Below are 25,794 nucleotides of genomic sequence, written 5' to 3'. Positions count from 1 at the left end.
CCAACTAGCTAATGCGCCGCAGGCCCATCCGTAAGTGACAGATTGCTCCGCCTTTCCCAAGCTCCCCATGCGAGGAACTTGCGTATCCGGTATTAGCTACCGTTTCCGGTAGTTATCCCAGTCTTACAGGCAGGTTGCCTACGTGTTACTCACCCGTCCGCCGCTAAGCTAATCAGGAGCAAGCTCCTGATTAGCTCCGCTCGACTTGCATGTATTAGGCACGCCGCCAGCGTTCGTCCTGAGCCAGGATCAAACTCTCCAATAAAGTGTTTGACTTGCTCATTGAAACAAACTGACGAGATTAAAAATCTCATTGTATTACTCACTCGTTGTTCAGTTTTCAAAGATCAACTTTCGTTATCGTCTTATCGGCGACAACTTTTATAGTATATCATGTCCGGCGTTATCTTGCAAGCATTATTTTTATCTGCGATTCTGAGCTGACGTTCATAATGCCCGTGAATAACGACCGGATTTATAATATATCATCTTTTCAACCCAGGCGCAACCCAAACCGCTGTTTTATTCTCATCCAATTTTGCCCATTCAAAATCAGCGCCCGCCGTTCATCACCCATATAAAGAAAGCCCGGCAATCAGCCGGGCTCGTATATCCTTTATTCCTTTGCTTATTCCGCAGAACGCATATGCGGGAACAGCAGCACGTCGCGGATGGAAGCCGAGTCGGTCAGTAACATCACAAGGCGGTCTACCCCGATCCCCAAGCCACCGGTAGGCGGCATTCCGTATTCAAGGGAACGGATAAAGTCATCATCCATTTCATGAGCCTCATCGTTGCCATGTTCGCGTTCGAGCAGTTGTGCCTCGAAACGTTGGCGCTGATCGATCGGATCGTTCAGCTCCGTAAAGGCGTTAGCATGCTCCCGAGCCACGATAAAGAGTTCAAAACGATCCGTAAAGCGTGGATCCTGCTCGTTCTTCTTGGCCAGCGGCGAAATTTCCACCGGATGTCCATAAACAAACGTCGGCTGAATCAGTGTTTCCTCTACAAATTGCTCAAAGAAAGCATTCAGGATATGACCAAACGTCATATGAGGCTCCACTGGAACTTTATGCTCTTTAGCCAAGCGGTGCGCTTCCTCATTGCTCATTTGTACGCCGAAATCCACTCCGGTCACTTCTTTAACGGCATCGACCATCGAAACGCGGCGCCACTGCGGAGCTAAGTTAACCTCGTGACCCTGGTAGTTCACCACTTGGGTCCCCAGCACTTCCTGCGCGATGTGGGCAATCATATTTTCCGTCAAGGCCATGATATCCTGATAATCGGCATAAGCCTCATACAACTCAATCATCGTGAATTCCGGGTTATGACGCGTAGAAATGCCCTCGTTCCGGTATACTCGGCCGATTTCATACACTTTCTCCATGCCGCCGACAATCAGACGCTTCAAGTGAAGCTCGATCGCGATCCGCATATAGAGCTGCATGTCCAGCGCATTGTGGTGCGTAATAAACGGACGGGCTGCTGCCCCACCCGCAATGCTGTGCAGGGTAGGTGTTTCCACCTCCAGATAACCCAATGAATCCAGGTAACGGCGCATCGATTGGATAATCCGAGAACGCTTGATAAACGTCTGCTGCACCTCCGGATTTACGATCAGATCAACGTAACGTTGGCGATATCGCAGCTCAACGTCTTTCAACCCGTGATATTTATCCGGCAGCGGATACAGAGATTTGGATAGCACCTCCAGATCCTTGACTTTGATCGTCGTTTCGCCGGTCTTGGTCTTGAACACCTCACCGGTCACCCCAACGATATCCCCAAGGTCCAGAATGCTGAACGCCTCATATTTAACTTCCGGCACGCTGTCCTGGCGGACATAAATCTGAATTTTGCCCGACAGGTCCTGCAGATGTGCAAAGCTAGCCTTGCCCATTCCCCGTTTGGCCACGATTCTACCGGCGATGGAAACCTCTACGTTCTTCTCCTCCAAGTCTTCCTTGGAAAGCTCGTCATACTGCTGAAGAATGTCACCCGCCATATGGGTACGTTCGTATTTTTTGCCGAAAGGGTCGATCCCTAATCCGCGCAGCTCGTCCAATTTATCGCGGCGAATTTGCAACAGCTCGCTGACTTCCATGGCTTCCTGATTATTGATCTCTTCGCTCATAGCCCTACTCCACTCCTTAATCCCGCTGAATTTTGCTCGCCGACAAAAGAAACAGTGAAAGAAGCTTCCGCTGGGGAAGCTTCTTTCGTCGCTCATTCCGCCTTACTTCTTAATGTCCACGATTTTATATTGAATCACGCCGGCCGGAACGTTGACGTCCACAACGGCGCCTTTTTTCTTCCCGAGAATCGCCTTGCCAACAGGACTTTCGTTCGAGATTTTGTTCTGCATCGGATCGGATTCCGCCGTCCCAACGATAGCGTATTCCATCGTATCTCCAAATTCCAGATCTTCTACCGTCACGATCGAACCGATGCTCACCGTATCCGTGTCGATTTCGTCGTTGTTGATGATCCGAGCGTTACGCAGCATTTTCTCCAGCGTGATGATTCGCCCTTCGATAAAGGCCTGCTCGTTCTTCGCGTCCTCGTATTCCGAGTTCTCACTGATATCCCCGTATCCGATGGCTACTTTAATCCGTTCCGCAACCTCGCGGCGTTTCACAGATTTCAGGTTTTCCAATTCTTCTTCCAGTCTCTTCAGACCGTCCTGGGTAAGAATAACTTCTTTATCGCTCATCTCAACCGATTCTCCTGTCATGGAAAAAATTTTCGCACGGTGCGTGCGGCACCCGAAAACCCTCCTGGAAAATGAACGCTTCCCTTTAGGAAAATGTTCCTTTGCCGTTCCACTGCCGCTTAGGTGCTTGGAAGCGCTCGCTTCCGGCAGCAATGGTCTCTAAATTCCCAACTCATTGTGTATATCATATGCATTATGTGATAAGGGTCAGACCATCCCTAGAGGAAAGCCTAACGCCCTGAGTCGAATTTATATTGTGAAATTATAGGTGAACGATTCTCAATTGTCAATGACACCCGAATTTACAAATGTAAACGTTTCATGACCTTCCCCTTCAACCTTAGGCGGATACCTCATCAGGTACGGCTACTGTCGAAATGCCCGCGACAAAACCCTCAAGAATGCGCACCATCTCGTCACGCCGAGTTTCTTCCATAATGAGATCCTTAATGGGCGCTGCGCCCTTTAGACCTTTCAAATACCAGGCCAAATGCTTGCGCATTTCGCGAACGGCCACATGCTCGCCTTTAAGAGCGGCCAAACGGTCCATGTGCAAGATCGCGATGCGAATCTTCTCCTCCGCATCCGGCTCCGGAAGCAATTCACCGGTCTTCAGGTACTCGACCGTCCGATAGAGCATCCAAGGGTTGCCGAGTGCCCCGCGTCCAATCATCACGCCGTCGCAGCCGGTCTCATCCAGCATCCGTCTGGCATCCTCCGGCGTCGCCACGTCGCCATTGCCGATCACGGGAATCGATACGGCTTCCTTCACCTGACGAATGTAACTCCAATCCGCCTGCCCGGTGTACAGCTGCTCGCGCGTCCGGCCATGCACGCTGACGGCTTTGCCACCGGCTTGTTCCACCGCTTTGGCGTTGTCCACAACGTAAATATGCTCTGCATCCCAGCCGATCCGCATTTTCACCGTTACCGGTTTACTCACCGCATCCACAACGGCCGAGACCATCTCGTAAATCTTATTCGGCTCGAGCAACCAACGTGCGCCGGCATCGCATTTCGTCACCTTCGGCACCGGACAACCCATATTAATATCAATGATGTCGGCATTCGTTTCCTGATCAACGACTTTGGCCGCCTCCACAAGCGATGCGCGGTCCCCACCGAAAATTTGCAGGCTAAGCGGCTTCTCCCGCTCGTCCACAAAAAGCATTTCTCGAGTACGCTTGTTGCCATGGATGATCGCTTTATCGCTCACCATCTCTGCGCAGACCAGCCCTGTTCCAAATTCTTTGGCAATCAAGCGAAAGGCCGGATTGCATACGCCTGCCATCGGAGCAAGCACGACTTGGTTTCTCATTTCAATATCGCCAATCTTCAGCAAGATGGTTCCCTCCATTTCGATAAGGTTAGGTTACAAGCGGCCTAGCTTATTTATCGGGCTTCAGCTCCGCTAAGGAGATGCCCAAACAATTTGCAATTTTAGTTAAAATTTGATCATCTGCCCGGCGGTTCCCCCGTTCCACCGCTCCTAATAAAGCTAGGGACACGCCGGATTTCTCAGCCAGCTCTTGCTGGGTAAATCCTTTTAGTTTTCGGAAAGCGCGGATGCGCTGTGCCAGGTGCATGTTTTCCAAAACCGGACGCCTTCCTTTCCATCTAGGGTGTCCAAGGCACTCTGAATGCGCTCATACAGGCCGGAGAGCTCCCCTTCCGGCACAATGTCTGACAACGGGACAAGTACGAAAGCCCGCTCCATCATCCGTGGATGAGGCAATGTAAGAAGCGGCGTATTCACCACTCTGCCTCCAGTCCATAACAAATCAAGGTCCACCGTGCGAGGCCCGAAACGTATTTTGCGCTCTCGCCCTAATCGCAGCTCAATATCCAGCATAACTTCAAGCAGCGCCTCAGGATCCAGCGAGGTACGCAGCGCAACAGCCATATTCACGAAACACGGCTGATCCAGGTATCCTACCGGATCGGTTTCATATAAATTGGAGCAACGCAGGACTTCAATCGCTGGATGCTCCTGCAGCGCTGTGATCGCCTGCATGAGGGTGGCCTCACGGTCTCCCAGATTGGCGCCTAAAGCAATATAAGCCTCTGAAAGCTCAGAGGGAGAAGTCAGGTTCATAAACGATTGGCTCACTTTCTGGAACGGTACATCTCCACCGTCACACCGTCGAAATGGATATCAAACGGAGGGTACGGCTTGGTGACCCGAACCGTTAACGCATCTACCCTAGTATAAGTGTCCAATACCGCGGATGCAATATGCTCCGCCAACGCTTCGATCAATTGAAAGCTTTTTAGCTCGACAATATCCTTGACCAGCCCATGCAATTCGGCGTAATTTACCGTTTGAGTCAAGTCATCGTGGATTCCCGCCTGGCGCAGATCCATCTCCAGCTCCAAATCCACGTAGAAGCGCTGGCCCAGCTTGCGCTCCTCCTCGAACACGCCGTGGTACCCGTAATATTCCATGCGCCGCAGCACCATTTTGTCCATGATTTCGGCTCCTTTTCCAGCAATTTATTGAGTGTACACGACCGCATCGCACATTTGCACGGTCTGCTTGATCTCCTTCACGTCATGAACGCGGACAATCTGGCAGCCCTGCGCAACCCCTAGCGCCACAGTCGCCGCCGTACCGAACACTACTTCATCGACCGGAAGGTCTAACGCGGTACGGATAAATCGCTTGCGGGACGTCCCGAGCAGGAGCGGATAACCCAACGTTATCAAATCGTCCAGTGCACGCATGACACGGAGGTTCTCGGAATAATCCTTGGCAAAACCGATACCCGGGTCCAAAATAATATTCTCGTCCTTCACGCCAGCTTTACGAGCGATCTCCACGCATTCTCGCAAATCCGCCGCCACATCGGCAAGCAAGTCGCCGTAATTACGATCCTGACGGTTATGCATCAAAATCACCGGACAACCAAACTCCGCCGCCACTTCCGCCATCCGCGCCTCCGCCTTAAAGCCCCATACATCATTGATGATGTGGGCGCCCGCCTTCAGCGCTTCTCTCGCGACCTTTGCCTTGTACGTATCCACCGACAAGGGAACTTGCGGCAGCTCGCGTTGCATCGCCTCTACCACGGGAATGACCCGCTCCAGCTCCTCTTGTTCGCTTACAGGTTCATGACCCGGACGCGTTGATTCTCCGCCGACATCAATGATATCCGCTCCCTCCGCAATCATCTCCCGAGCGTGCTGTAAAGCGCGTTCCACGTTATTATAACGGCCTCCATCGGAAAAAGAGTCCGGCGTCACGTTCAGAATACCCATCACCAGCGTGCGCTCACCGAGCGTAAAGGACGCCTCGCCCAGCCGGTAGCTGCGTTTATATATGATCGGCTGCATCGTCATTCCTCGCTTTCTCTCTATATTCCCCCAGCAGTCGTTCCGTAACCGGCCCGATATGGCCGGTCCCGACCTTGTGCCGCTGCATCTCCTGTCCGCCTTGTTTGCCAGACTCCGCCAATTCCGTCACAGGCACGAGCTCTTGGATCGAATTTGTCAAGAAGACCTCGTCGGCCGCCAACAGATCGTCCCAAGTGTAGCAGCCCTCCTCCGTCGGAATCCCCTTCTCGGCTGCCAGCTCCAGCACCATGGCGCGAGTAATGCCGGGGAGAATCCCCGTTTCCAGATTCGGCGTATAACATTTGCCATTCCGCACAAAAAATACATTGCTGACGATCCCCTCCGCCAACCATCCCTGGGCCGTCAGCTGCAAGCCTTCCGCAGGGACGGGAGCGACGGACTGCTGCGCCGCCGCGCGTTCCAGCCGCGCCAGCTCGCGTTTCGCCAGCACGCTATTCATGTAGTGCAGCGATTTGAAGCGCACCTCGCCCTCCGGCGTGTTCCGGAGCGTCTCCAGCCGCCACAGCGGCTTCCCGTCGGTATACAGCGTCACCCCTAGCTCCGGCAACGACTTCACGTAGATTACGACTCTCGGCTTATCGTAGTCACCGACCGGCAAGCCAAGCGGCCCCTCACCGGCCGTTACCGTATACCGGATGTAGCCTTCAGCCAATCCGTTTTGCACGAGCAACTCACTGATTTCCGACTCAACCCGGCCGGGATCGGCCTTGAAATCGATCCCTAACGCCCTGCAGCCTGCCATCAGCCGATCCAGATGCCGCTCCAGCAGAAACGGTCGACCTCCGTACGTACGGAACGTCTCAAACAAACCGATCCCGTACATAAAGCCGTGATCCATTACGGAGATCACGGCTTGATCGGTCGGGGTCGGAACTCCATCCACCCCGATGTATTTCATGCTTTGGCTTCCGCCTTCCGATTCAGGAAATTACGGAGGATCTGATGGCCATGCTGAGTAATAATCGATTCCGGATGGAACTGCACGCCTTCAACGGCATACTCTTTGTGGCGTAGTCCCATGATCTCCCCTTCCGCCGTCTCGGCGGTAATTTCCAGACAATCCGGCAGGCTCTCGCGCTCCACGATCAGAGAATGGTACCGCGTGGCCGTAAACGGCGACGGCAGGCCGGCAAACACCGATTCTCCCTGATGGTGGATCGGCGACGTCTTGCCGTGCATCAACCGCTCGGCACGAATCACGTTACCGCCAAAAGCTTGGCCGATCGCCTGATGCCCCAGGCAAACGCCGAAGATCGGGATCACCCCTTTAAAACGCTCGATCAAATCCAGCGTGATCCCAGCCTCATTTGGGGTACATGGACCGGGGGATATTAAAATATGATCCGGCTGCAAAGCCTCAATTCCCGCAAGATCAATCTCATCGTTGCGGCGGACAGTTACTTCCTCACCTAACTCACCTAAATACTGCACCAAATTGTACGTAAAAGAATCGTAGTTATCGATCACCAAAATCATCTCATCTCATCTCCTGTCCTAGACTTTGTCCAGCTGGCTCTGCTCACTCTGTTGGATCGCCAAAGCAACAGCCCTGGCCTTGTTAAAGCATTCCCTATACTCACGGTACGGGTCCGAATCAATCACGATGCCAGCCCCCGTCTGCAAGTAGCCGACGCCATCCTTCGCGACCAGCGTACGTATAATAATATTTAATTCCATATTCCCGGTATAGTCAATCCATCCCATTGCGCCGGTATAAGGTCCCCGCGTGATCGGCTCCAGCTCCTCGATGATTTCCATCGTTCGTACCTTAGGCGCCCCGGTAATCGTTCCTCCCGGAAATACAGCAGCGATCGCATCGTACAACGTAAGATCCCCACCCAGCACCCCTTCAACCTCAGACACCAGATGCATAACGTGCGAATAGCGCTCCACAGTAAAAAGCTCGCTGACCCGTACCGTCCCATACTCCGCCACACGGCCGATGTCGTTGCGCAGAAGGTCGACCAGCATAATGTGCTCGGCCTGCTCCTTGTCGCTCGCGCGAAGCTCCGCCTCCATCTGCCGATCCTCCTCCGGTGTATGTCCCCGCCGCCGCGTTCCCGCAATCGGGCGGGTGCTGATCTTCCCTTGCTCCACCTTCACCAGCAGCTCCGGCGAAGCGGACACGAGTTGGAAATCGGGGAAGCGGAGCAAGCCCATATATGGCGACGGGTTCAACCGCCTGAGCTGCTCGTACACCTGTTCAGGTGACGCCACCAACGCAAAAGCCTGGCGCAGCGACAGGTTCACCTGAAATACGTCGCCGGCGGCGATATATTCCTGCACCCGGCGCACCGCCGCTTCGAACGCCTCCTTCGTCATCGAGATGGACAGACGGCGGCGCTCCAACTCATCGTCGCCGAGCGGAGGAAGCGGAGTCGGGGTTTCCGCCGGGGCAGCAGCGGTCGCAGCGTAGAAGCCTGTCCAGCTCTCCGCCATGCGCAAAGCCCGCGCTTCGGCGCGACGGTAACCATCCCGCAGTTGTTCCAGAGACATCGAGGCGATCGGGACATGGACGACGCAATACACGTCGCCCTCCCCCTGATCGATAGCCCACATCTCCTCCAACCGCATCCAAACGTAGTCGTCGAGGCCAAGGTCGTCCTGCGCCAGGTTCGGCAGGCGCTCCAACGATCGCGCTACATCATAGGCGAGATAACCGACGGCTCCGCCGGTGAACTTGGGTAGCCCCGGCACCTCGGGCGACCGGAACGGAGCCATCCAGTCCCGCAACAACTCCAGCGGCTTGCCTCGGAGGACCGATGCCGTACCGGAAGCAGGATCTTGCACGATGGCTTCGCCACCCTTGCCGCGGATGACAGAAACCGGCTCTAAGCCTAGAAAGGTGTACCTTCCTCCCTTGCCACTCTCCAACACGCAAGCGTACGGTCCGGCTTCCTTCCAAGCCCGGAACCAATCCTCAGGCAAACCCGAAGCCGCCAACGGGCATTTGACCGCAAAGGGCAGCATCGTCCAGTCGCCTGTCCCCGCCCAATCTTTCCATTGCTCCCAGGTCGTCAACTTTTTCATGAACCGTGTTCGTCCTCCAAGCTTCATCTTATAGATGCACTTCTCTTATTGGAAGCTAGTATACTAGAAGTTCGCCTCATAATAAAAGACCCCGGACCGTTCGGTTAGAACGGCCGGGGGGCGTCATCGCTCTCCTAGGAGTGATTAAGCTTCGAAATTGTACAGCGGCGTGCTGAGGTAACGTTCGCCGTTGCTTGGAATGATGGCAACGACACGTTTGCCTTTGCCCAGCTCCTTAGCCACCTTCAAGGCAGCAAACACTGCAGCGCCGGAGGAAATACCGGACAGAATGCCTTCCTCTTTCGCGACCGTACGTGCTTGTTCGAACGCTTCATCGTTCTCCACATGAATGATTTCATCATAAATTTCACGATTCAAAATTTCCGGAATGAAGTTCGCACCAAGGCCTTGGATTTTGTGCGGTCCAGGTTTGCCGCCAGACAGAATCGGCGATGCTGCCGGTTCAACCGCGTAAATCTTCAGATCCGGGAACCGTTTCTTCAATACCTCACCCGCACCGGAAATCGTACCGCCCGTACCGATCCCTGCAACGAATGCATCCAAACGGCCGTCCAGCGATTCAATCGCTTCAACGATTTCCGGTCCGGTCGTTTCGCGGTGGATTTTCACGTTCGCTTGCGTTCTGAACTGGTCCGCCAGGAAATAATCCGGATTCGCTGCCAGCAGCTCCTCGGCTTTCTTCACCGCGCCGTTCATGCCTTCGGCTCCCGGCGTCAAGACAAGCTCCGCCCCGTAGGCACGCAGCAGGTTACGACGTTCCAAGCTCATCGTTTCCGGCATCACGATAACGGCTTTATAGCCTTTCGCTGCAGCTACCATCGCCAAGCCGATCCCCGTATTGCCGCTTGTCGCTTCGATAATCGTTCCGCCCGGCTTCAGCTTGCCGGCCTTCTCCGCTTCCTCAACGATGCTGATCGCGATCCGGTCCTTCACGCTAGAGCCCGGGTTTTGGTATTCCAGCTTTACATAGATCTCCGCGCTATCTTCCGGTACGATCCGATTCAACCGAACCAGCGGCGTATCTCCGATCAAATCCGTTACACTATTTACGACTTTTGCCATATTAAATATCCTCCCTTTGGATAAAAATTACCGTCATCGATCTAGCTGCACAAAATGAAAGCTCAAGATGTTAGGATGTGCGATTTATCGGCTTTCATTTATTTCCGAGTAAATAAGTTGGTTTTCTGATTATTATCTTAACAACCCCGATCGGAGTTGTCAAGAAAAGTCACAAAAAATACTTTGCATCCGAGGTCTAAATAACCCGATCCGCAAAGTATCTTTGGTCTTATTCACTTATTTATCCGTTTGAGCTATCAACCGGTCAAGTTCCTCGGGGGTAAACAAGTACGGTTCGTTGCAGAAATCGCAAACGACCTCCGTCTCTTTGCCTTCGTCCCGCAGTTCCTCCAGCTCCTTCTTACCCAAGCTGATCAGCGTGCGCTCTACCCGCTCCCGTGAACAGTTGCAGGAGAACACGATGTCCATTTCCTCCAGCACCTGCACGTCCGGCACGATCCAGCGCAGCATTTCGTCCAGCTCCAACCCCTGATCGAGCAGCGCCGTCACCGGTGGAAGCTGACCCACCGCTTTTTCGATCGAGTCGATTTCGGAATCACTTAAGCCCGGCAGCAGCTGAATGATAAAACCGCCCGCTACGATCACCGAATTGTCCACATCCACGAGCACGCCCAATCCAACGGCGGAAGGAGTTTGCTCCGACACGGCAAAATAATACGTAAAATCCTCGCCCAGCTCGCCGGAAATCAAAGGTACGCTGCCGCGATAAGGCTCCTTGAGCCCTAAATCCTTCGTAACGTGGATAAATCCTTCCGTTCCGACAACGCCGCGTACATCCAATTTCCCCTGACTGTTGCTCGGCAAATGGACATGCGGGTTCTTAACGTAGCCGCGCACTTCGCCCTTGGCGTTGGCATCTGCAATAATTTGTCCGATCGGCCCGTCGCCTTTAACCTGTACGGTCAGCTTCTCCTCGCCCTTGAGCATCGCGCCCATCATGGCGGCGGCGGTCAGCGTGCGCCCGAAGGCGGCTGTTGCGGTCGGGTACGTATCATGCCGGCGGCGCAGCTCCTCCACCAGCTGGGTCGTCCGCACGGCGAAAGCGCGCACTTTCCCGCCCATGGCAATCCCGCGGATCAACCGATCTTGCTTGCTGTTCTGGTCCATCATGCGAAGGACCTCCTTTCGCTTCTTACAAAGGTAGTTCAGAAAGTCATCTTTCCTGACTTTTTGAACTTGACTTGAGATTTCAACTTATCCCAGTATAACCATCGCCTGCTTTATTGATTGCGTTCGTAGATAATCCGCAGCCCTTCCAGGGTTAGCTGCGAGTTTACTTCTTCAATGGTTCGCGTTTCGCTGGCGATCAGCTCCGCAAGTCCTCCGGTCGCGATCACCTTCGGTTTCTCGCCCATCTCCTGAGCGATCCGTTCCACAATGCCATCAACCTGTCCAGCATAGCCAAAAATAATCCCGGCCTGCATCGCATTCACCGTATTGCGGCCAATAACCTTCTTCGGCTTCTCGAGTTCGATGCGCGGCAGCTTGGAAGCTCGCTGGTACAGCGCTTCCGTCGAAATCCCGATGCCCGGCACGATCGCGCCGCCAAGGTAATTGCCTGCCGCATCGATGCAGTCAAACGTCGTGGCCGTGCCGAAGTCAACGACGACCAGCGGCCCTCCGTACTGCTCGATGGCGGCTACCGCGTTGACGATCCGGTCCGCTCCAACTTCGCGCGGATTTTCGTAACGCAGGTTCAGCCCGGTTTTGATCCCCGGGCCAACGACCAGCGGCTTGTGCCGCAAATATTTTTCGCTCAGCTCCTCAAGCACGTGCATTAACGGCGGTACTACCGAGGAAATGATGACGCCCTCCATCTCGGCTTCCCGGATCCCCACCATGTGGAACAGATTATGGATCAATACGCCGTACTCGTCCACCGTGGCCTGGCGATTCGTACTGATGCGGAAATGATGGAGCAACTCCTTGCCCCGGTAAATCCCCAGCACGATATTCGTATTGCCTACATCGACTACAAGGAACATGCGCTTGTTAGGCCTCCTTTTTGCCGTTCAAATCCAAACTGATATCCAGGCTTTCAAAAGAATACGTCAGACGTCCCACAGAAATGACGTCCACGCCGCTCTCGGCAATCCCACGGATCGTTTCCAGCGACACGTTGCCCGATGCTTCCACCGTCACATGCGGCGCCTTGGTCTTGATTCGGCGCACCGCTTCCTTCATCAGGTCGGGAGCCATGTTGTCGAGCATGATAATATTCGCGCCAGCTTGCAGGGCTTCCTCCACCTGTTCCAGGTTTTCCGTCTCCACTTCAATCGTCATCGTGTGCGGAATATGAGCACGAGCGCGGCTCACCGCCTGGGTGATGCCACCGGCCCCTTTAATATGATTATCCTTGATCATGACGGCGTCGTACAACCCGAAGCGGTGATTCGAACCTCCTCCAGTACGGACCGCATACTTCTCCAGCATCCGGTGGCCCGGCGTCGTCTTGCGTGTATCCACCAGCCGGGTCGGCAGCCCGCCCAACGCTTCCACAAACGTCTTCGTGCGCGTTGCGATACCAGACAAGCGTTGCAACAAGTTCAGGGCTAACCGCTCCCCGGTCAAAATACTATGCGTGCTTCCTTCCACCTCGGCCAGAATCGCGCCTTTCTCGATACGTTCCCCGTCCTTCACGTGCGGCGTAAACGTCAGATTCGGATCCACGATCTCGAAGACAAGCTGAGCCACCGGCACTCCGGCAACAATCCCGCCCTGCTTGGCATGAATAATCCCTTTGGACTCATGACCCGCAGGGATCGTTACCGCGGTCGTCACGTCACCGGAGCCCACATCTTCCTTCAACCAGCCGCGGATGGCCTCCACAAGTCCTTCATTATATCCATTAAACATCATCGCTAGTTTCCTCCAACATTCCTTTATCCCGCTGCCAAAGTAGATGCTTGCGCCACTTCTCGTCGCTGCGTTCCGGGAAGTCCTCGCGGTAATGCCCGCCCCGGCTCTCCTCGCGCGCTAGCGCCGATTTGGCCAACAGCAACGCGCAGGTCAGCATATTGGCGTATTCCCACTCTTCGCGGGTATGCAGCGCCTGGCTAAAAATCGCCTGATGCCGCTCCAGCTCCGTGATCCCCTTGACCAATCCTTCCGCCGTTCGGCGCAAACCGGCACGGCGGACCATCGTTTTCTGCAAGTCCAAGCGGCGTTCCACTAACGAAGACGGTGCCGGAGCCAGACGGCCGTCATGGTAAGCCACGGTCTCCCCGGTTCGGGTACGCGGAGGCAGCTCCCCAATCCGCTGAATAATCCGGCGCCCGAACACGATCGCTTCCGACAACGAGTTGCTGGCCAGCCGGTTCGCGCCATGTACGCCGGTCGACGAAACTTCGCCGCAGGCGAACAACCGATGCACACTCGTCTCTCCGTGATGGCTGACACGGACGCCTCCCATCATATAATGCGCAGCCGGCGCAACGGGAATCCAGTCGGCCGTCAAATCAAGCCCATAGCCAAGGCAGGTTTCGTAAATCGTTGGGAATCGGGATCTGACTTTCTCCGGATCCTCATGCGTGATATCGAGGTACACGATGCTTGCCCCCGTCGCTTCCATTTCGCTGACGATGGCCCGAGCCACGATATCCCGCGGCGCCAGCTCAAGCAGCTCATGGTATTTACTCATGAACCGCTCGCCTTTGATATTGCGCAACACGGCCCCTTCGCCGCGAACCGCCTCAGAGATCAGAAACCGCGGCGCGCCTGGATAACAGAGCGATGTAGGGTGAAATTGAATAAACTCCATGTCGCGAAGAATCGCTCCCGCCCGGTATGCGATAGCAACCCCATCGCCCGTGGCTACCTCGGGATTGGTCGTATAGCGATACAACTGCCCAGCTCCGCCGGAGCACAGAATCGTCGCATTCCCGCGCAGAAACACGCGCTGCCCGTCTGGCCGCTGTACGAGCGCGCCTAGGCATTCATTCTCCTCGGTGATCAAATCGATCACATAATGATTGTCCCAAACTTCGATATTGGGATGGGCTCCCGCTTGCTCGGACAAGGCTCGCACGATCTCATATCCCGTCGCATCCCCATGGGCATGCAAGATCCGGCGATGGCTGTGCGCCCCCTCTTTCGTCAGAGCGAGCTCACCGTTCTCCAAATCGAAGGCGGTGCCTAACATCATCAGCTCTTTAACGCCTTCCGGCCCTTCGTTGACCAGGATATCCACCGCTTCAGAGGAGCATAAGCCCGCTCCGGCCAACAGCGTATCCTGACGGTGATAAACCGGGGAATCCTCTTCGGAAATCACAGCGGCGATGCCGCCTTGAGCGTACCTGGTATTGCTTTCCAGCATCGATTTTTTCGTAATCAGGATCACGCGCTCTTTTTCACTTGCTTTGATAGCGGTAAAGAGCCCCGCAATCCCCGAACCGATCACGATGACATCCGTATCGACGACCGGCAGCTGTCCTGCCTCAAAATCAACCAAATATTGTGGAATCACCATCGTCACCTATCTTGGACAAGAGAGTAGCGCATGCTACTTAACTTGTAACATGCGCTCTAAGGATAATCTGGCTTTGTCGGCAACGACGGTCGGTACGTAGATTTGCGGCTGCATCGTTTCCAGGCATTTGACCAGTTTCTTCAAGTTATTGACTTTCATGTTCGGGCAAACCAGGAATTTGGTGGCAAAATGGAACGTTTTGTCCGGGCTGTCATTACGCAGCTGATACCCTGTTCCATCCTCCGTACCGACGATAAACTCCTTGGCGGAGGAATTTTTGCAATAATCCAAGATCGCCGTAGTGCTGCCCACGAAATCGCCCATCGCTACAACCTCCGGACGACACTCCGGATGCACGACGAACTCGGCGTTCGGGTATTTCGCTTTCATCTCAACGACGTCTTTGACCGTCAACATATCATGCGTGTTGCAGTACCCTTCCCAGATAATCAGCTTCTTGTCGGTATGCTGCTGCACGTAATGGCCAAGGTTCTTATCCGGCACCCAGATGATTTCGTCCGCATCGACAGAATTGATCACTTTCACCGCATTTGACGAGGTGCAGCAGATATCGGTCTCTGCCTTGATTTCTGCCGAGGAGTTGATGTACGTCACCACTTTGGCGTTTGGATGCTGGGCCTTCAGCTTACGCAAGCCGTCGACATTCACCATGTCGGCCATCGGGCAACCCGCACGCTCATCAGGAATAAGCACCGTTTTGTTTGGCGCCAGAATCTTCGCACTTTCCCCCATAAAATGAACGCCGCAGAACACGATCGTTTCCGCATCGGTCGAAGCGGCCTTCTGAGCCAGCAAAAAAGAATCACCCCGGAAATCCGCCACCTCTTGGATCTCATCCCGCTGATAATAATGTGCCAGTATGATTGCGTTGCGTTCTTTCTTGAGCTGAACCAGCCTTTCCCGCAGTTCGCGGTTCATTTCGGCTTTACGTTCAAGCGCTAGAGCCTCCACTTGAATTCCTCCCCCATAAGCTCTTGTATCGTCTGTTGCTGTTTGGGCCCCACCTAGCCTTCTATCTCTCTTCGCGTCGGTCGGGCTTCTCGCTGCTTTGTATGGCAATCCTGCGTGAAACGGCAAGAACGTATTAAATTTCACACGGTGTTTATCAACTAATTTACACAAGGTGAAAGGCACTGTCAATGCGCCGTCCGCTTGCGTATAGCGGCAATTGCCCATGATTTTGCAGGAAAAATCAGGATTAACGAGGGGATTCGAGCGTTCTTGATTATCTAAAATTTTTGGTGAAAAGAGCCGGGACTCGCTTCCCCCCCATTGTAAGCGACACCTGGCGGGTACGGGGCAAACGCTCGAATTGTTCCTACACCCCCATAGAAGCGAATTATATTCGATTTTTCGCACAAAAAGTGTGACTCGTAGCATGAATCCCGGATTCTATTCGGTTTTTCATTACAGATTCTAGCTCTTTCTCTTCCATTTGCGTAAACGTATGCGGAATTTCATATACATTCCGTAGAAATCGCCAAATCTAATGATTTATATTCGATTTTTCGCATACATTCACAAGCGGGCTCCCACATCTCAAACAAAAAATCCGGGAAACGTCACGTTTCCCGGATGAGGTCTTTGCTGATATGGTTTACACGGTTGGCGTGCTGCCACCGTTGTTTGGATCTTTGCCTTCGTCAGCCGAATCGGATTGAGCCGGGGTGTCGCTGACGGTGCCTTGCGGTGCGTCGACGACCGGATCATTCGTCCGATCGCTGGCCGTGCCGCCCGGAACGTCATTTGGAATGTCCCCAACTGGTGCGGTAGGCGCCGGATCCTCGGTTTTGCCTTGGATGCGAACGCGAACATCACCAACGTTGTCGATGGTCGGTTCACCCGGTTCCGAAGAACCGTTGCCGTCGTCTTTGCCGTCCTTCTTCAAACCGTCCAACGAGCCGGTTTCGATCAGAGACTTGATTTGCTCCAGCTCCAACGTCTCCACTTCAAGCAGCGTTTCCGCGATGAGGTGGACTTCCTTGGCATGCTCGGTCAGCAACTGCTTACAACGTTCATACGATTCGCTGATGAACCGGTGCATTTCCTGATCGATCTCGTAAGCGATTTGATCGCTGTAATTCTGTTCGTGGCCGATATCGCGGCCCAGGAACACTTGGCCTTGCGACGTGCCGAACTGCATCGGTCCGAGCTTCTCGCTCATCCCGTATTCGATAATCATGCTGCGCACGATGTTGGTCGCTTGCTGGAAGTCGCTGTACGCGCCGGTCCCGATTTCGCCGATAAACAGCTCCTCGGATACGCGGCCGCCAAGTAACCCGGTTACCCGGTCCAGCAGCTCGTTCTTCGTGGCCAACATACGGTCTTCCTTCGGCAGCATGATCACATACCCGCCGGCACGACCGCGTGGAATAATCGTTACTTTGTGTACCATATCGGCATGCTCCAAAAAGTAACCGACAATGGTATGCCCCGCTTCGTGGTAAGCTACGATCCGTTTCTCACGGTCGCTGATCACGCGGCTGCGTTTCTCAGTCCCGACAATAACGCGGTCGATCGCATCATCCACTTCCGGCATGGAGATATCTTTGCGGTTCCGACGTGCGGCGAGGAGCGCTGCTTCGTTCAGCAAGTTCTCCAGATCCGCACCGGTGAAACCGGTCGTTCTCTTCGCGATAACGTCTAGCTTGACGTCCTTCGTCAGCGGCTTGTTGCGCGCATGCACTCTCAATACGGCTTCGCGCCCCTTCACATCCGGACGATCCACTGTGATTTGACGGTCAAAACGTCCCGGACGCAGCAAGGCCGGGTCCAGAATATCCGCACGGTTCGTTGCAGCGATGATGATAATGCCCTCGTTACCGCCGAAACCGTCCATTTCTACGAGCAATTGGTTCAGCGTTTGTTCGCGTTCGTCATGCCCGCCGCCAAGTCCGGCGCCGCGCTGACGGCCAACCGCGTCAATTTCGTCGATAAAGATGATACAAGGCGCGTTCTTCTTGGCATTCTCGAACAAATCCCGGACACGGGATGCCCCGACCCCAACGAACATTTCTACGAAGTCAGAACCGGAAATGCTGAAGAAAGGAACCCCCGCTTCGCCGGCTACCGCGCGAGCGAGCAAAGTTTTACCGGTACCCGGAGGGCCCACGAGCAATACGCCTTTCGGAATTCTCGCGCCAACAGCGGAGAATTTCCGCGGATCTTTCAGGAAATCAACCACTTCGACAAGCTCTTGCTTCTCTTCGTCGGCACCCGCCACGTCTTCGAACGTGACCTTCTTCTTCTCCTCATTATAGAGACGCGCTCGACTCTTGCCGAAGTTCATGACTTTGCCGCCGCCGCCCTGCGCTTGATTAAACAGGAAGAAGAACAAGATGAACATAATCGCAAGCGGAACGATCGAAGTCAGGAAGGTCAGCCAGATGCTTTCGCCCTGCATTTTCTTCCATTCCACGCTGAAACCGTTCTGGTCGCTATAAGCGATAATTTCCTTTACAACGTTCTCGTCAAAAGGAACATATAGAGAGAAATTCTTCGTCTTGTCGTTATTGACAGCTTCCTTATACTTACCGGTTACCAGATAAGCGTAACCGTCAAATTTAACGGTTAGATCAGCAACGTTATTATCCTTCAGTTCCTGACGTAAGTCCGAATACTTAGGGGTGACGGTTGCTTCTTGTCCGCCATTGAGGAATTGGACGATGCCCACCACGACTAAGAAAAGTATTAAATAAAAACCAGAATTCCGGATGAACCGATTCATCCCCAACCTCCTCTCAAGACCTTAAGTTATTTTACCATAGCCAATCTTGCCATTTCAAAATTGCGGCAAGGGTGGTCCTTCGTCCATGCGGACGACGAAATCAACTGGTGTAAATCTCCGGCTTCAGTACTCCGATGAATGGGAGGTTACGGTATTTCTCGGCATAATCCAGCCCGTATCCAACAACGAATTCGTCCGGCAGAACAAATCCCGACAAGTCGGCTTCCAATTTCACCGTACGCCGTGCGGGTTTGTCGAACAGCGTTACGACTTTTACGGATTTGACCTTGCGCCGCTCGAGAACGTCAATCAAATAGCTAAGCGTTAGCCCACTATCGATAATGTCCTCCACAATCAGAATGTCGCGACCCTCTACAGAAGTATCCAAGTCCTTGATGATCTTGACTTCCCCGGAAGAACGGGTACCCGCCCCATAACTGGAGACGGCCATGAAATCAAGCTCAATCGGTACAGTAATTTCCTTCACCAGGTCGGCCATGAAAATAAAAGCGCCTTTCAAGATACAAATCACGAGCGGATTGCGGCCTTCATATTCCGCGCTCAGTTGCTTGCCCAGCTCGACGACCTTCTCTTGAATTTGTTCCCGCGTAATCAAAATTTCCTGGATATCGTTTAGCAAAATAAGTGAACCTCCTACGTTATACTATGAATGCCGGTCTTTCGCTAATCCTCTAGGTGCGTGCGGACCTCAGTCGGTACCAGAACCATATGCACGACAGAAGTCGTACGCGGGTTCACTGCGGCGACCGCGGAACGGCGAACGCCGGGAATCCATAGGATCCGGCCTGCGGCATCCGTTAGGATCGGGATGCGGGAGCGTAGGGATGGAGGTATTTTCGCATCGATGAAAATATCTTTTACCTTTTTGCTGCCGTTTAATCCCATAACTTTCATGGCATCCCCCGGAATCCGAGAACGCACGGTAAGCGGATAAACCAGCTCATCCGCATCAAATATCGCTTCGTTATTGCCCTCTGCCTTCGCGAGAACGCCCTCCCTACCGGCACCCAGCCGCGTCATAAGCAAGCTCTGGTCCATGCCCTCGATCGGCACTTCCGCCGGAAATTGTTCCACCAAATATGTATGATGAGGAATCCGACTCTCTGCAGCCGGGGGGATAAAGCGGATCATGTCATACTCTCGTACGCATTTGACGCCGCCGCCCAAATCCAGGCTCCATGTCGTAGGCCGATCTTGAATCGTCCCTTGACGTATCGCCTCAATCTTGACAAAATCGCGATCCTCCGTGCTTAAAGGCAGATAATTTAATATTAGTTTAATCAACCTCCGTTGTAAAGCGACATGTAAAGTGGCGAAAAGCGGGATCGAAAACGAGAGAATCTCGCCTTCCTTCCGCACAAGAATATCATACGACTTTGACGCCTCGAGCTGCAGATAATCGTCCTCCGCAGCAGCCAGCTCCGCCAGCCGATTCAGCGATTCTGGCAACTGACCATTATATTGCCCCAAAAAAGGCAACACATCCAGCCGAATCGAATTTCGCGTAAACTCTTTATCTCGATTGCTGCTGTCTTCCACGAAGGGAATCCCCGACTCGCGGCACGCCAGGAGCAAATCCGTCTTGTATATACGAAGCAAGGGACGGATAAGTTCCACATTTTTTTCCCGGCGTTTGGGTCTCATTCCGGACAGCCCGGATGGGCCGCTCCCCCGCAACACCCGCATCACCACCGTCTCCGCCTGGTCATCGGCGTGATGCGCAAGCGCGATGGACGAGGCTCCGTAACGCTCAGCCACCTCATGCAAATATTCATAACGCTTCTCCCGAGCCGCCAGTTCCAGGCTTTTTCCCGTTTCCTTCATATAGCTGCGAACATCGACGTATCCCAGGTCAAAGGGAACGCCGAGACGTTCCGCCAGCCCCCGTACAAATTCCGCATCCCGGTCGGCCTCATCCCCGCGTAAACCGTGATGAAGATGAGCACAGATCAATTGCAGGCCCAATGTCTCGTCGGCAGCGATTTCCTTCATTATATGCAGAAGTACCGTCGAGTCGACCCCGCCGGACACCGCCACAACGATCCCATCCCCGGTCGACCATAACTGTTCTTGGCGGCCGATGCGCCGGACTTGCTCCGTCAAACGGTACAGCGCGGTTTCTTTCATCGGGGCATCCCCCCCCTAAAATCTAAAAGTCAGGTAAAGCGCGCAGGCGAGAAGCGTCACCGACACCGCAAATGCGCCTACGATCCAGCCTGGGGTGGAGGGCCGGGTCCGACGCCGCGGAGCGAAGCGGTCTGCCACCAGCTCCTTCCACAATCGGCAGGCCTCCGCCGTATCGCGGAACTCCCCGTTCAAGGCCCGCTTCAGCCAAGCGCGATATGGCGCGAGCGCCTCCAGCCCCTCGACGATAGCGAGAAGATCACTGCGGCTGCGCGTCTGCGGCAATTGAGTGGCCGCTTTCTTCAGCGGCGTCTCCGCGAGCAAGTGAATGCAGACGACGGCAAAAGAAAACCAGTCATAGGCCGGGTCCGCCGTCCGGCTTCCGGCACTCCAGAAGCCGCGGTCGTACCACTCCGTGAACTGCTTTACGCTGCGCCCTTCGCCGGTAACCCCGCCGTAGTCGATCAGTTCGACGTCACCATAGGATCCGGCGAGCACATTCTCCGGCTTGAGGTCGCCAAACACCCAGCCGGAGTTGTGCAGTCGTCCGAGTTGCTGAAGCAGTTGGAGGCCAACCACGTCCAGCCAACGGGGACCCCGCCGGGCCAAGAAGGCACGCAGCGGCTCCCCTTGTACATAGCGCATAACGTAGAAAGGAATCTCCCTCCCCTGGAAAGTGAAGTCGTCCACCTCCACCAGGTAATTGAGATCCCGTTCCGCCGCGCCCCGCCGCCTTCCTTGACGCTGCAACGCTTTTAGCACATTGATCTCCGATTGGATGTCCAGCGTATCAAAGCCCAGCTTCAGGGCGTATAATTTTCCGTTCTTCTCCCGTTTCACCAGGAATACGACGCCGTTAGCCCCTTGCCCCAGCAAGCGCTGGATGATATACCGTCCCCCGTTCCAGCGTCCGGTTATCCGCGTTCCCTGCGGCAGGTTGATTTTAGACGACGTAGTCGCCGAGGATTCCATCTTGTCCCTCCGTCTTCTCACGCCAAGACTTACCATGTTCATTCAGTGTACCATATCGCATAAAATCCATCACCTTCAAGAGCGCCGGTCCCGTTGGCGTTGCCCCTCTCATGACGAGACGCTGGAAGATCGAACGTGCAGATCCCAAATCGCCGGTCCAATCCACGTCCAGGACGGCATCCTCTCCGCTATGCGAGCCGGGAAAATGGAATACGGCCAACTGGCTCTCCCCTTTTCTCGACCCTAGGCTCAGCATCATGTCGCGGATCGCTTCTTCCACAGCCCGAAGCTTCGGCTTCATGCTGGCGCTGGCGTCAATCAGAAGCGCCACCTGCAGCGGGCTGCTCTCGCTCAGCTCGTCGATCACTTCCACGACCTGCGAACGCGTCTCCGGCGGCAAGTCCCCGACCTTCTGATCGCCAAGAATTTGCCGGATCTCCTTGTGAACCGCCTGTTGGATCGTCTGTACGACCGTTTTTCGCGTCAGCATCTGCATCGTTTGCGCCAGGTTCTCGGTTCCGGCAATTCGGCTCATGCCGCCGCCGGCTTTGGCGATTTCAGAGATTTCCAGACTCCCCAGTTCTCCGATCGTACCGTAATCCACGATACCCACCACATTCACAGTGATCCCTTCCTGTCTCGCCAGCGCCGCAGCCATCACCGGACTTTCTCCGACATTGGAGCACCCGTCCGTAATCAACATGATCTGTTTCATCCGTTACCCACCCTTCAATAGATAGAGTTCAACATTCTCGTATCTATCATTTCCAGCGAGGATTGAGTTCAAACCAGTTTTAGGGCAACCTCCCCTATAAAAAAAAGGAACCCAAGACGCGCGCCTTAAGTTCGATAGAATAGGATTAAGAATTAATCCCCATATTTATGCTCGATTCGCAGCTCCAGCAACCCGCGGTCCGAGTCCTTCTGATCGATCCGGATCTCCCAGTAATCAGGGGACAGCATTCGCAGGCTCCGATAGTCTGCTTCCTTCAGCTTCACGCCGGAGAAACCGTGATTATTCTCGTCATACACGTAATCCTGACCGGCCTGTAACCCAAATTTGATCTGCAGCAAGCTGCGCAAGCCTCCGACGGTCATGAATTTAAACCGGTAACCCTCAAGATAAGCCTGTTTAACCTCTTCAACATGCTCCCGGACATACTCGGCAAATCCGTCCCACTGCAGCTCCGGATTAATTCTCTCCTGCCATTCCGCCGCACTGTTCCGCTCCAGCAACTCCAAGGCCGCATTCTCTTCCATTCCCTTCGCCCGAATCGTCTCCAGGCGAAGCGCATAAGGCTGCGGTAAGCTGACGCTTGGTGCCGTCATCATTCCGAAGTCCTCCCTTCATAGCTCTACATTTATACGAAATGGCACGCGACGTAATGCCCTCCGCCAACGTCACGGAATTCCGGTACCCGCTGCTTGCACTCGGCCGTGGCGAACGGACATCGGGTATGAAACTTGCAGCCGGAAGGCGGATTGGCCGGGCTCGGAATGTCCCCTTTCAGAATAATCCGCTCCCGCTTCAGGCGAGGAATCGGCAGGGGCACAGCCGACAGCAATGCCTTGGTATAAGGATGAAGCGGATGTCCGAACAACTCGTCCCGCGAGGCCATTTCGACCATCCCGCCCAAATACATGACCCCAACCTGTGTGCAAAGATGCTCCACCACGCTCAAATCATGGGAGATAAACAGATACGTTAACCCACGTGTCTCCTGCAACTTGCGAAACAGGTTGATGATCTGCGCCTGAATGGACACATCCAATGCGGACACCGGTTCGTCAGCGATCATCAGCTCGGGATTCAGAATCAGCGCCCGCGCGATCCCAATTCGTTGGCGCTGCCCGCCGGAGAACTCGTGCGGGTAACGATCGATATGATAGGAGGATAACCCGCACGAAGCCAGCACCTCCAGCACCCGGTCACGAATCTCCCCCTTCGGCAGCAACCCATGATCAAGCAAAGCTTCGCCGATCGCGTCACCAACCCGAATCCGGGGATTCAAGGAACCATAAGGATCCTGAAAAATCATTTGCAGCTTCGGTCTCAAGCGGCGCAGTTCTTCCTCCGGTAACGTGTAAAGATCCGTGCCTTTGAACAGGATGTCGCCGTCCGTTTTCTCCGTCAAGCGGACGATGCTGCGGCCGACCGTACTCTTACCGCTGCCCGATTCCCCAACCAAACCAAAGGTTTCCCCGGGCTGAATCGTGAGGCTGATGTCGTCTACCGCTTTCACCTGTCCCGTTGTCCGTTGCAAGAGCCCCGTCTTGACCGGAAAATATTTCTTCAAATGCCGTACTGTAAGCAGCGGCTCACCCATGGCGTTTCTCCTCCTCATACAGCCAGCAAGCTGCTTTCTGACCGCCTCCGACCGACTTCAACGCCGGCTCATTCGTCCGGCAAATCTCCATACAATGCGCGCAGCGGTCCTGGAAATAACACGAAGGCTGCAATTCCAGCAGATTCGGCACTTGGCCCGGGATCGAGAACAATTCACCCTGACGCTGGCCCAGCACTGGCTTCGATTTCAACAAACCTTGCGTGTAAGGATGCTTCGGCGATTCGAACAACGCGGTCACTTCACCTTCTTCAACGACTTTACCGGCATACATCACCACGACGTAATCGGCCATTTCGGCGACGACACCCAGATCATGGGTGATCAGCAGAATCGACATATCCGATTCCGCCTTGATTTGCCGCAGCATATCGAGGATCTGCGCCTGAATCGTTACGTCGAGCGCGGTGGTTGGTTCGTCCGCGATCAGCAGTTTCGGCTGGCAGGAGATCGCAATGGCGATCATAATCCGCTGCAGCATCCCGCCGCTTAGCTCGTGCGGATAACTCTTCATGATCTGCTCCGGCCGGGAGATTCCTACCTGCTCGATCAATTCTAAAGCGCGTTTGCGGGCCTCCTTCTTGCTCAACTTTAAGTGAAGCCCCATCGGCTCAATCAACTGTTCCCCGATCGTCAGCACCGGATTCAGCGAAGACATGGGTTCCTGAAAAATCATCGCGATTTCATGGCCGCGAATGGCGCGCAGATGGTTTTTATCTAAGGATAACAATTCGGTATCTCCAAATTGGATTTGCCCGCCGATCTCCACCCCAGGGCCGCTTTGCAGCAATCCCATGATCGACATTGCGGTTACGCTTTTGCCGCAGCCCGACTCCCCAACGATACAAACCGTTTCCCCGGGCTTAATCCGCAGGCTCACTTCGTCAACCGCTTTGATCCGTCCCTCTTCTGTTTTGAAATGCGTGCTCAGCCGGTCTATCTCCAGCAAAGTCGACATCGTTTCTTCACCTACCTGTTCATTTTGGGGTCCAGCACGTCACGCAGGCCGTCGCCGAACAAGTTAATGGCGATAACGGTAGCGAAAATGGACAATCCCGGCGGAATCCATAACCAAGGATGCTCCTGAAAGTCGATCATATTGTTGGCGGCGTCAATCATATTGCCCCAGGTCGGCGTCGGCGGCATGACACCGAGTCCGAAGAAGCTGAGCACTGATTCACTTAAAATCGCCCCGCCAATATTCAAGGTGGCCATCACGATAATTAGAGGAACGAGGTTTGGCAGCAAGTGATGAACCAGTTTGCGCCGGTCGCGCAGTCCAAGTACCACAGCCGCCTGCATGAATTCTCGCTCCCGCAGGCTAAGCATCTGCCCGCGGATCATCCTCGCCAATCCCGGCCAGTTCACCAAGCTAAGCATGAGCATGACGATGTACATGCGGTAGTCGGTTGGTACCTTCCACTCCGACAGCAGAGCGCCGGAGATAAACAGCAGCGGCAGCCCGGGAATCGTTAATAGCAAATCGGCAAGCCGCATGATGACTTGGTCCACGATCCCACGGTAATATCCGGCGATTGCGCCAAGAAGTGTACCCAAGAAGACGGACAACACCATCGAGGCCAAGCCTACCGTCAACGAGATACGCCCCGCCTGTAGTACTCGGGTCAATACGTCACGTCCCAGCTTGTCGGTGCCTAGCCAATGCTGCCAGCTCGGCGGTTTGTTCATCAGTGACATTTGGATTTTGTTATCCGTATAGGGCGAGAACACCGGCCCCAAGAAGCAGGCAAGAAACATGAAGACCACTACTACAAATCCCAACATAGCAAGTTTATTGCGAAATAGCCGGCGCAGCGACTGCCGCCAAAGCGACGGCTTCTTGGCTGCAGCCGAAGGTACGGCCGCTTGGCCCGGCTGCGACAGCTTCCCTGATATCGAAGAATTCATTTAT

25 protein-coding genes and 1 rRNA gene are annotated in these 25,794 nt (G+C 54.3%); all 26 read right to left on the bottom strand.

Annotated elements, in window-relative coordinates:
* A 16S ribosomal RNA gene (locus tag KJS42_RS22080) occupies positions 1–265 on the bottom strand; the annotation flags it as partial.
* Positions 266–628: 363 nt separating this feature from the next.
* Positions 629–2,137 (bottom strand): lysine--tRNA ligase, encoded by a 1,509-nt coding sequence (lysS, locus tag KJS42_RS22075; RefSeq protein ID WP_193419015.1) that lies wholly within the window; start codon positions 2,135–2,137, stop codon positions 629–631.
* Positions 2,138–2,239: 102 nt separating this feature from the next.
* Positions 2,240–2,716, bottom strand: coding sequence for a transcription elongation factor GreA (gene greA, locus KJS42_RS22070; protein ID WP_068784380.1), 477 nt, complete (start codon positions 2,714–2,716; stop codon positions 2,240–2,242).
* 340 nt (positions 2,717–3,056) lie between these two features.
* On the bottom strand, positions 3,057–4,058 hold the full coding sequence (dusB, locus tag KJS42_RS22065) for a tRNA dihydrouridine synthase DusB (RefSeq protein WP_213624133.1): 1,002 nt from the start codon (positions 4,056–4,058) through the stop codon (positions 3,057–3,059).
* Positions 4,059–4,104: 46 nt separating this feature from the next.
* Complete coding sequence (locus KJS42_RS22060; RefSeq protein ID WP_155608107.1) at positions 4,105–4,311, bottom strand: helix-turn-helix domain-containing protein; 207 nt, start codon at positions 4,309–4,311, stop codon at positions 4,105–4,107.
* Positions 4,263–4,811 (bottom strand): 2-amino-4-hydroxy-6-hydroxymethyldihydropteridine diphosphokinase, encoded by a 549-nt coding sequence (folK, locus tag KJS42_RS22055; protein ID WP_193419013.1) that lies wholly within the window; start codon positions 4,809–4,811, stop codon positions 4,263–4,265. The genes KJS42_RS22060 and folK overlap by 49 nt, the downstream gene beginning before the upstream one ends.
* Positions 4,812–4,822: 11 nt before the next feature.
* A complete protein-coding gene (folB, locus tag KJS42_RS22050) occupies positions 4,823–5,185 on the bottom strand; it encodes a dihydroneopterin aldolase (protein ID WP_213624132.1) in 363 nt (120 codons plus the stop codon).
* Between the two features lie 24 nt (positions 5,186–5,209).
* Entirely contained in the window at positions 5,210–6,049 is an 840-nt protein-coding gene (gene folP / locus KJS42_RS22045) for a dihydropteroate synthase (protein WP_430150485.1), read from the bottom strand.
* Positions 6,030–6,968 carry an aminotransferase class IV gene (locus tag KJS42_RS22040; protein ID WP_193419007.1) on the bottom strand — a complete coding sequence of 313 codons (939 nt, stop codon included), beginning with the start codon at positions 6,966–6,968 and terminating at the stop codon, positions 6,030–6,032. The genes folP and KJS42_RS22040 overlap by 20 nt, the downstream gene beginning before the upstream one ends.
* The gene (gene pabA, locus KJS42_RS22035; RefSeq protein WP_178020492.1) at positions 6,965–7,546 is read right to left on the bottom strand and encodes an aminodeoxychorismate/anthranilate synthase component II; all 582 of its coding nucleotides are present in this window, start codon (positions 7,544–7,546) and stop codon (positions 6,965–6,967) included. Before pabA ends, KJS42_RS22040 begins: the two co-directional genes overlap by 4 nt.
* 18 nt (positions 7,547–7,564) lie before the next feature.
* Positions 7,565–9,100 (bottom strand): anthranilate synthase component I family protein, encoded by a 1,536-nt coding sequence (locus KJS42_RS22030; RefSeq protein WP_213624131.1) that lies wholly within the window; start codon positions 9,098–9,100, stop codon positions 7,565–7,567.
* Between the two features lie 144 nt (positions 9,101–9,244).
* Positions 9,245–10,183 (bottom strand): cysteine synthase A, encoded by a 939-nt coding sequence (cysK, locus tag KJS42_RS22025; protein ID WP_193419003.1) that lies wholly within the window; start codon positions 10,181–10,183, stop codon positions 9,245–9,247.
* 237 nt (positions 10,184–10,420) lie between these two features.
* A complete protein-coding gene (gene hslO / locus KJS42_RS22020; protein WP_155608116.1) occupies positions 10,421–11,311 on the bottom strand; it encodes an Hsp33 family molecular chaperone HslO in 891 nt (296 codons plus the stop codon).
* 113 nt (positions 11,312–11,424) lie between these two features.
* Positions 11,425–12,189 (bottom strand): type III pantothenate kinase, encoded by a 765-nt coding sequence (locus KJS42_RS22015; RefSeq protein ID WP_213624130.1) that lies wholly within the window; start codon positions 12,187–12,189, stop codon positions 11,425–11,427.
* Positions 12,190–12,196: 7 nt separating this feature from the next.
* Positions 12,197–13,063 carry a carboxylating nicotinate-nucleotide diphosphorylase gene (gene nadC, locus KJS42_RS22010; RefSeq protein ID WP_155608098.1) on the bottom strand — a complete coding sequence of 289 codons (867 nt, stop codon included), beginning with the start codon at positions 13,061–13,063 and terminating at the stop codon, positions 12,197–12,199.
* The gene (gene nadB / locus KJS42_RS22005; RefSeq protein ID WP_213624135.1) at positions 13,053–14,669 is read right to left on the bottom strand and encodes an L-aspartate oxidase; all 1,617 of its coding nucleotides are present in this window, start codon (positions 14,667–14,669) and stop codon (positions 13,053–13,055) included. Before nadB ends, nadC begins: the two co-directional genes overlap by 11 nt.
* A gap of 36 nt (positions 14,670–14,705) precedes the next feature.
* Positions 14,706–15,644 (bottom strand): quinolinate synthase NadA, encoded by a 939-nt coding sequence (gene nadA / locus KJS42_RS22000; RefSeq protein ID WP_213624129.1) that lies wholly within the window; start codon positions 15,642–15,644, stop codon positions 14,706–14,708.
* 646 nt (positions 15,645–16,290) lie between these two features.
* The gene (gene ftsH / locus KJS42_RS21995; protein ID WP_155608096.1) at positions 16,291–18,420 is read right to left on the bottom strand and encodes an ATP-dependent zinc metalloprotease FtsH; all 2,130 of its coding nucleotides are present in this window, start codon (positions 18,418–18,420) and stop codon (positions 16,291–16,293) included.
* Between the two features lie 100 nt (positions 18,421–18,520).
* Entirely contained in the window at positions 18,521–19,060 is a 540-nt protein-coding gene (hpt, locus tag KJS42_RS21990; protein WP_155608095.1) for a hypoxanthine phosphoribosyltransferase, read from the bottom strand.
* Positions 19,061–19,104: 44 nt separating this feature from the next.
* Positions 19,105–20,568 carry a tRNA lysidine(34) synthetase TilS gene (tilS, locus tag KJS42_RS21985; RefSeq protein ID WP_213624128.1) on the bottom strand — a complete coding sequence of 488 codons (1,464 nt, stop codon included), beginning with the start codon at positions 20,566–20,568 and terminating at the stop codon, positions 19,105–19,107.
* A 15-nt stretch (positions 20,569–20,583) separates the two neighbouring features.
* Positions 20,584–21,537 carry a serine/threonine protein kinase gene (locus KJS42_RS21980; RefSeq protein WP_213624127.1) on the bottom strand — a complete coding sequence of 318 codons (954 nt, stop codon included), beginning with the start codon at positions 21,535–21,537 and terminating at the stop codon, positions 20,584–20,586.
* Complete coding sequence (locus tag KJS42_RS21975) at positions 21,509–22,252, bottom strand: vWA domain-containing protein (protein WP_155608092.1); 744 nt, start codon at positions 22,250–22,252, stop codon at positions 21,509–21,511. Before KJS42_RS21975 ends, KJS42_RS21980 begins: the two co-directional genes overlap by 29 nt.
* A gap of 152 nt (positions 22,253–22,404) precedes the next feature.
* Entirely contained in the window at positions 22,405–22,869 is a 465-nt protein-coding gene (locus KJS42_RS21970; RefSeq protein WP_155608091.1) for a hypothetical protein, read from the bottom strand.
* A gap of 29 nt (positions 22,870–22,898) precedes the next feature.
* On the bottom strand, positions 22,899–23,864 hold the full coding sequence (locus KJS42_RS21965) for an ABC transporter ATP-binding protein (RefSeq protein WP_155608090.1): 966 nt from the start codon (positions 23,862–23,864) through the stop codon (positions 22,899–22,901).
* Positions 23,857–24,840, bottom strand: a complete 984-nt coding sequence (locus tag KJS42_RS21960; protein WP_155608089.1) for an ABC transporter ATP-binding protein — start codon at positions 24,838–24,840, stop codon at positions 23,857–23,859. Before KJS42_RS21960 ends, KJS42_RS21965 begins: the two co-directional genes overlap by 8 nt.
* Positions 24,841–24,851: 11 nt before the next feature.
* Positions 24,852–25,790 (bottom strand): oligopeptide ABC transporter permease, encoded by a 939-nt coding sequence (gene opp4C, locus KJS42_RS21955; protein WP_239484126.1) that lies wholly within the window; start codon positions 25,788–25,790, stop codon positions 24,852–24,854.
* Positions 25,791–25,794 lie beyond the last annotated feature (4 nt).

It is taken from the genome of Paenibacillus sp. J53TS2, from assembly GCF_018403305.1.
In the GTDB taxonomy this organism is placed as follows: Bacteria; Bacillota; Bacilli; order Paenibacillales; family Paenibacillaceae; genus Fontibacillus; species Fontibacillus rhizolycopersici.
This window is presented reverse-complemented; position numbering and strand designations above follow the sequence as displayed.

Coding starts and splice junctions, on each gene's coding strand:
- lysS (WP_193419015.1), bottom strand. CDS start 2,137: ATGAGCGAAGAGATCAATAATCAGGAAGCCATGGAAGTCAGCGAGCTG.
- KJS42_RS22040 (WP_193419007.1), bottom strand. CDS start 6,968: ATGAAATACATCGGGGTGGATGGAGTTCCGACCCCGACCGATCAAGCC.
- KJS42_RS21965 (WP_155608090.1), bottom strand. CDS start 23,864: ATGGGTGAGCCGCTGCTTACAGTACGGCATTTGAAGAAATATTTTCCG.
- greA (WP_068784380.1), bottom strand. CDS start 2,716: ATGAGCGATAAAGAAGTTATTCTTACCCAGGACGGTCTGAAGAGACTG.
- ftsH (WP_155608096.1), bottom strand. CDS start 18,420: ATGAATCGGTTCATCCGGAATTCTGGTTTTTATTTAATACTTTTCTTA.
- KJS42_RS21975 (WP_155608092.1), bottom strand. CDS start 22,252: ATGAAACAGATCATGTTGATTACGGACGGGTGCTCCAATGTCGGAGAA.
- KJS42_RS22015 (WP_213624130.1), bottom strand. CDS start 12,189: ATGTTCCTTGTAGTCGATGTAGGCAATACGAATATCGTGCTGGGGATT.
- tilS (WP_213624128.1), bottom strand. CDS start 20,568: ATGAAAGAAACCGCGCTGTACCGTTTGACGGAGCAAGTCCGGCGCATC.
- opp4C (WP_239484126.1), bottom strand. CDS start 25,790: ATGAATTCTTCGATATCAGGGAAGCTGTCGCAGCCGGGCCAAGCGGCC.
- hslO (WP_155608116.1), bottom strand. CDS start 11,311: ATGGACCAGAACAGCAAGCAAGATCGGTTGATCCGCGGGATTGCCATG.
- nadC (WP_155608098.1), bottom strand. CDS start 13,063: ATGATGTTTAATGGATATAATGAAGGACTTGTGGAGGCCATCCGCGGC.
- KJS42_RS21980 (WP_213624127.1), bottom strand. CDS start 21,537: ATGGAATCCTCGGCGACTACGTCGTCTAAAATCAACCTGCCGCAGGGA.
- folP (WP_430150485.1), bottom strand. CDS start 6,049: ATGCAGCCGATCATATATAAACGCAGCTACCGGCTGGGCGAGGCGTCC.
- KJS42_RS22030 (WP_213624131.1), bottom strand. CDS start 9,100: ATGAAAAAGTTGACGACCTGGGAGCAATGGAAAGATTGGGCGGGGACA.
- folB (WP_213624132.1), bottom strand. CDS start 5,185: ATGGACAAAATGGTGCTGCGGCGCATGGAATATTACGGGTACCACGGC.
- KJS42_RS21960 (WP_155608089.1), bottom strand. CDS start 24,840: ATGTCGACTTTGCTGGAGATAGACCGGCTGAGCACGCATTTCAAAACA.
- pabA (WP_178020492.1), bottom strand. CDS start 7,546: ATGATTTTGGTGATCGATAACTACGATTCTTTTACGTACAATTTGGTG.
- folK (WP_193419013.1), bottom strand. CDS start 4,811: ATGAACCTGACTTCTCCCTCTGAGCTTTCAGAGGCTTATATTGCTTTA.
- cysK (WP_193419003.1), bottom strand. CDS start 10,183: ATGGCAAAAGTCGTAAATAGTGTAACGGATTTGATCGGAGATACGCCG.
- KJS42_RS21970 (WP_155608091.1), bottom strand. CDS start 22,869: ATGATGACGGCACCAAGCGTCAGCTTACCGCAGCCTTATGCGCTTCGC.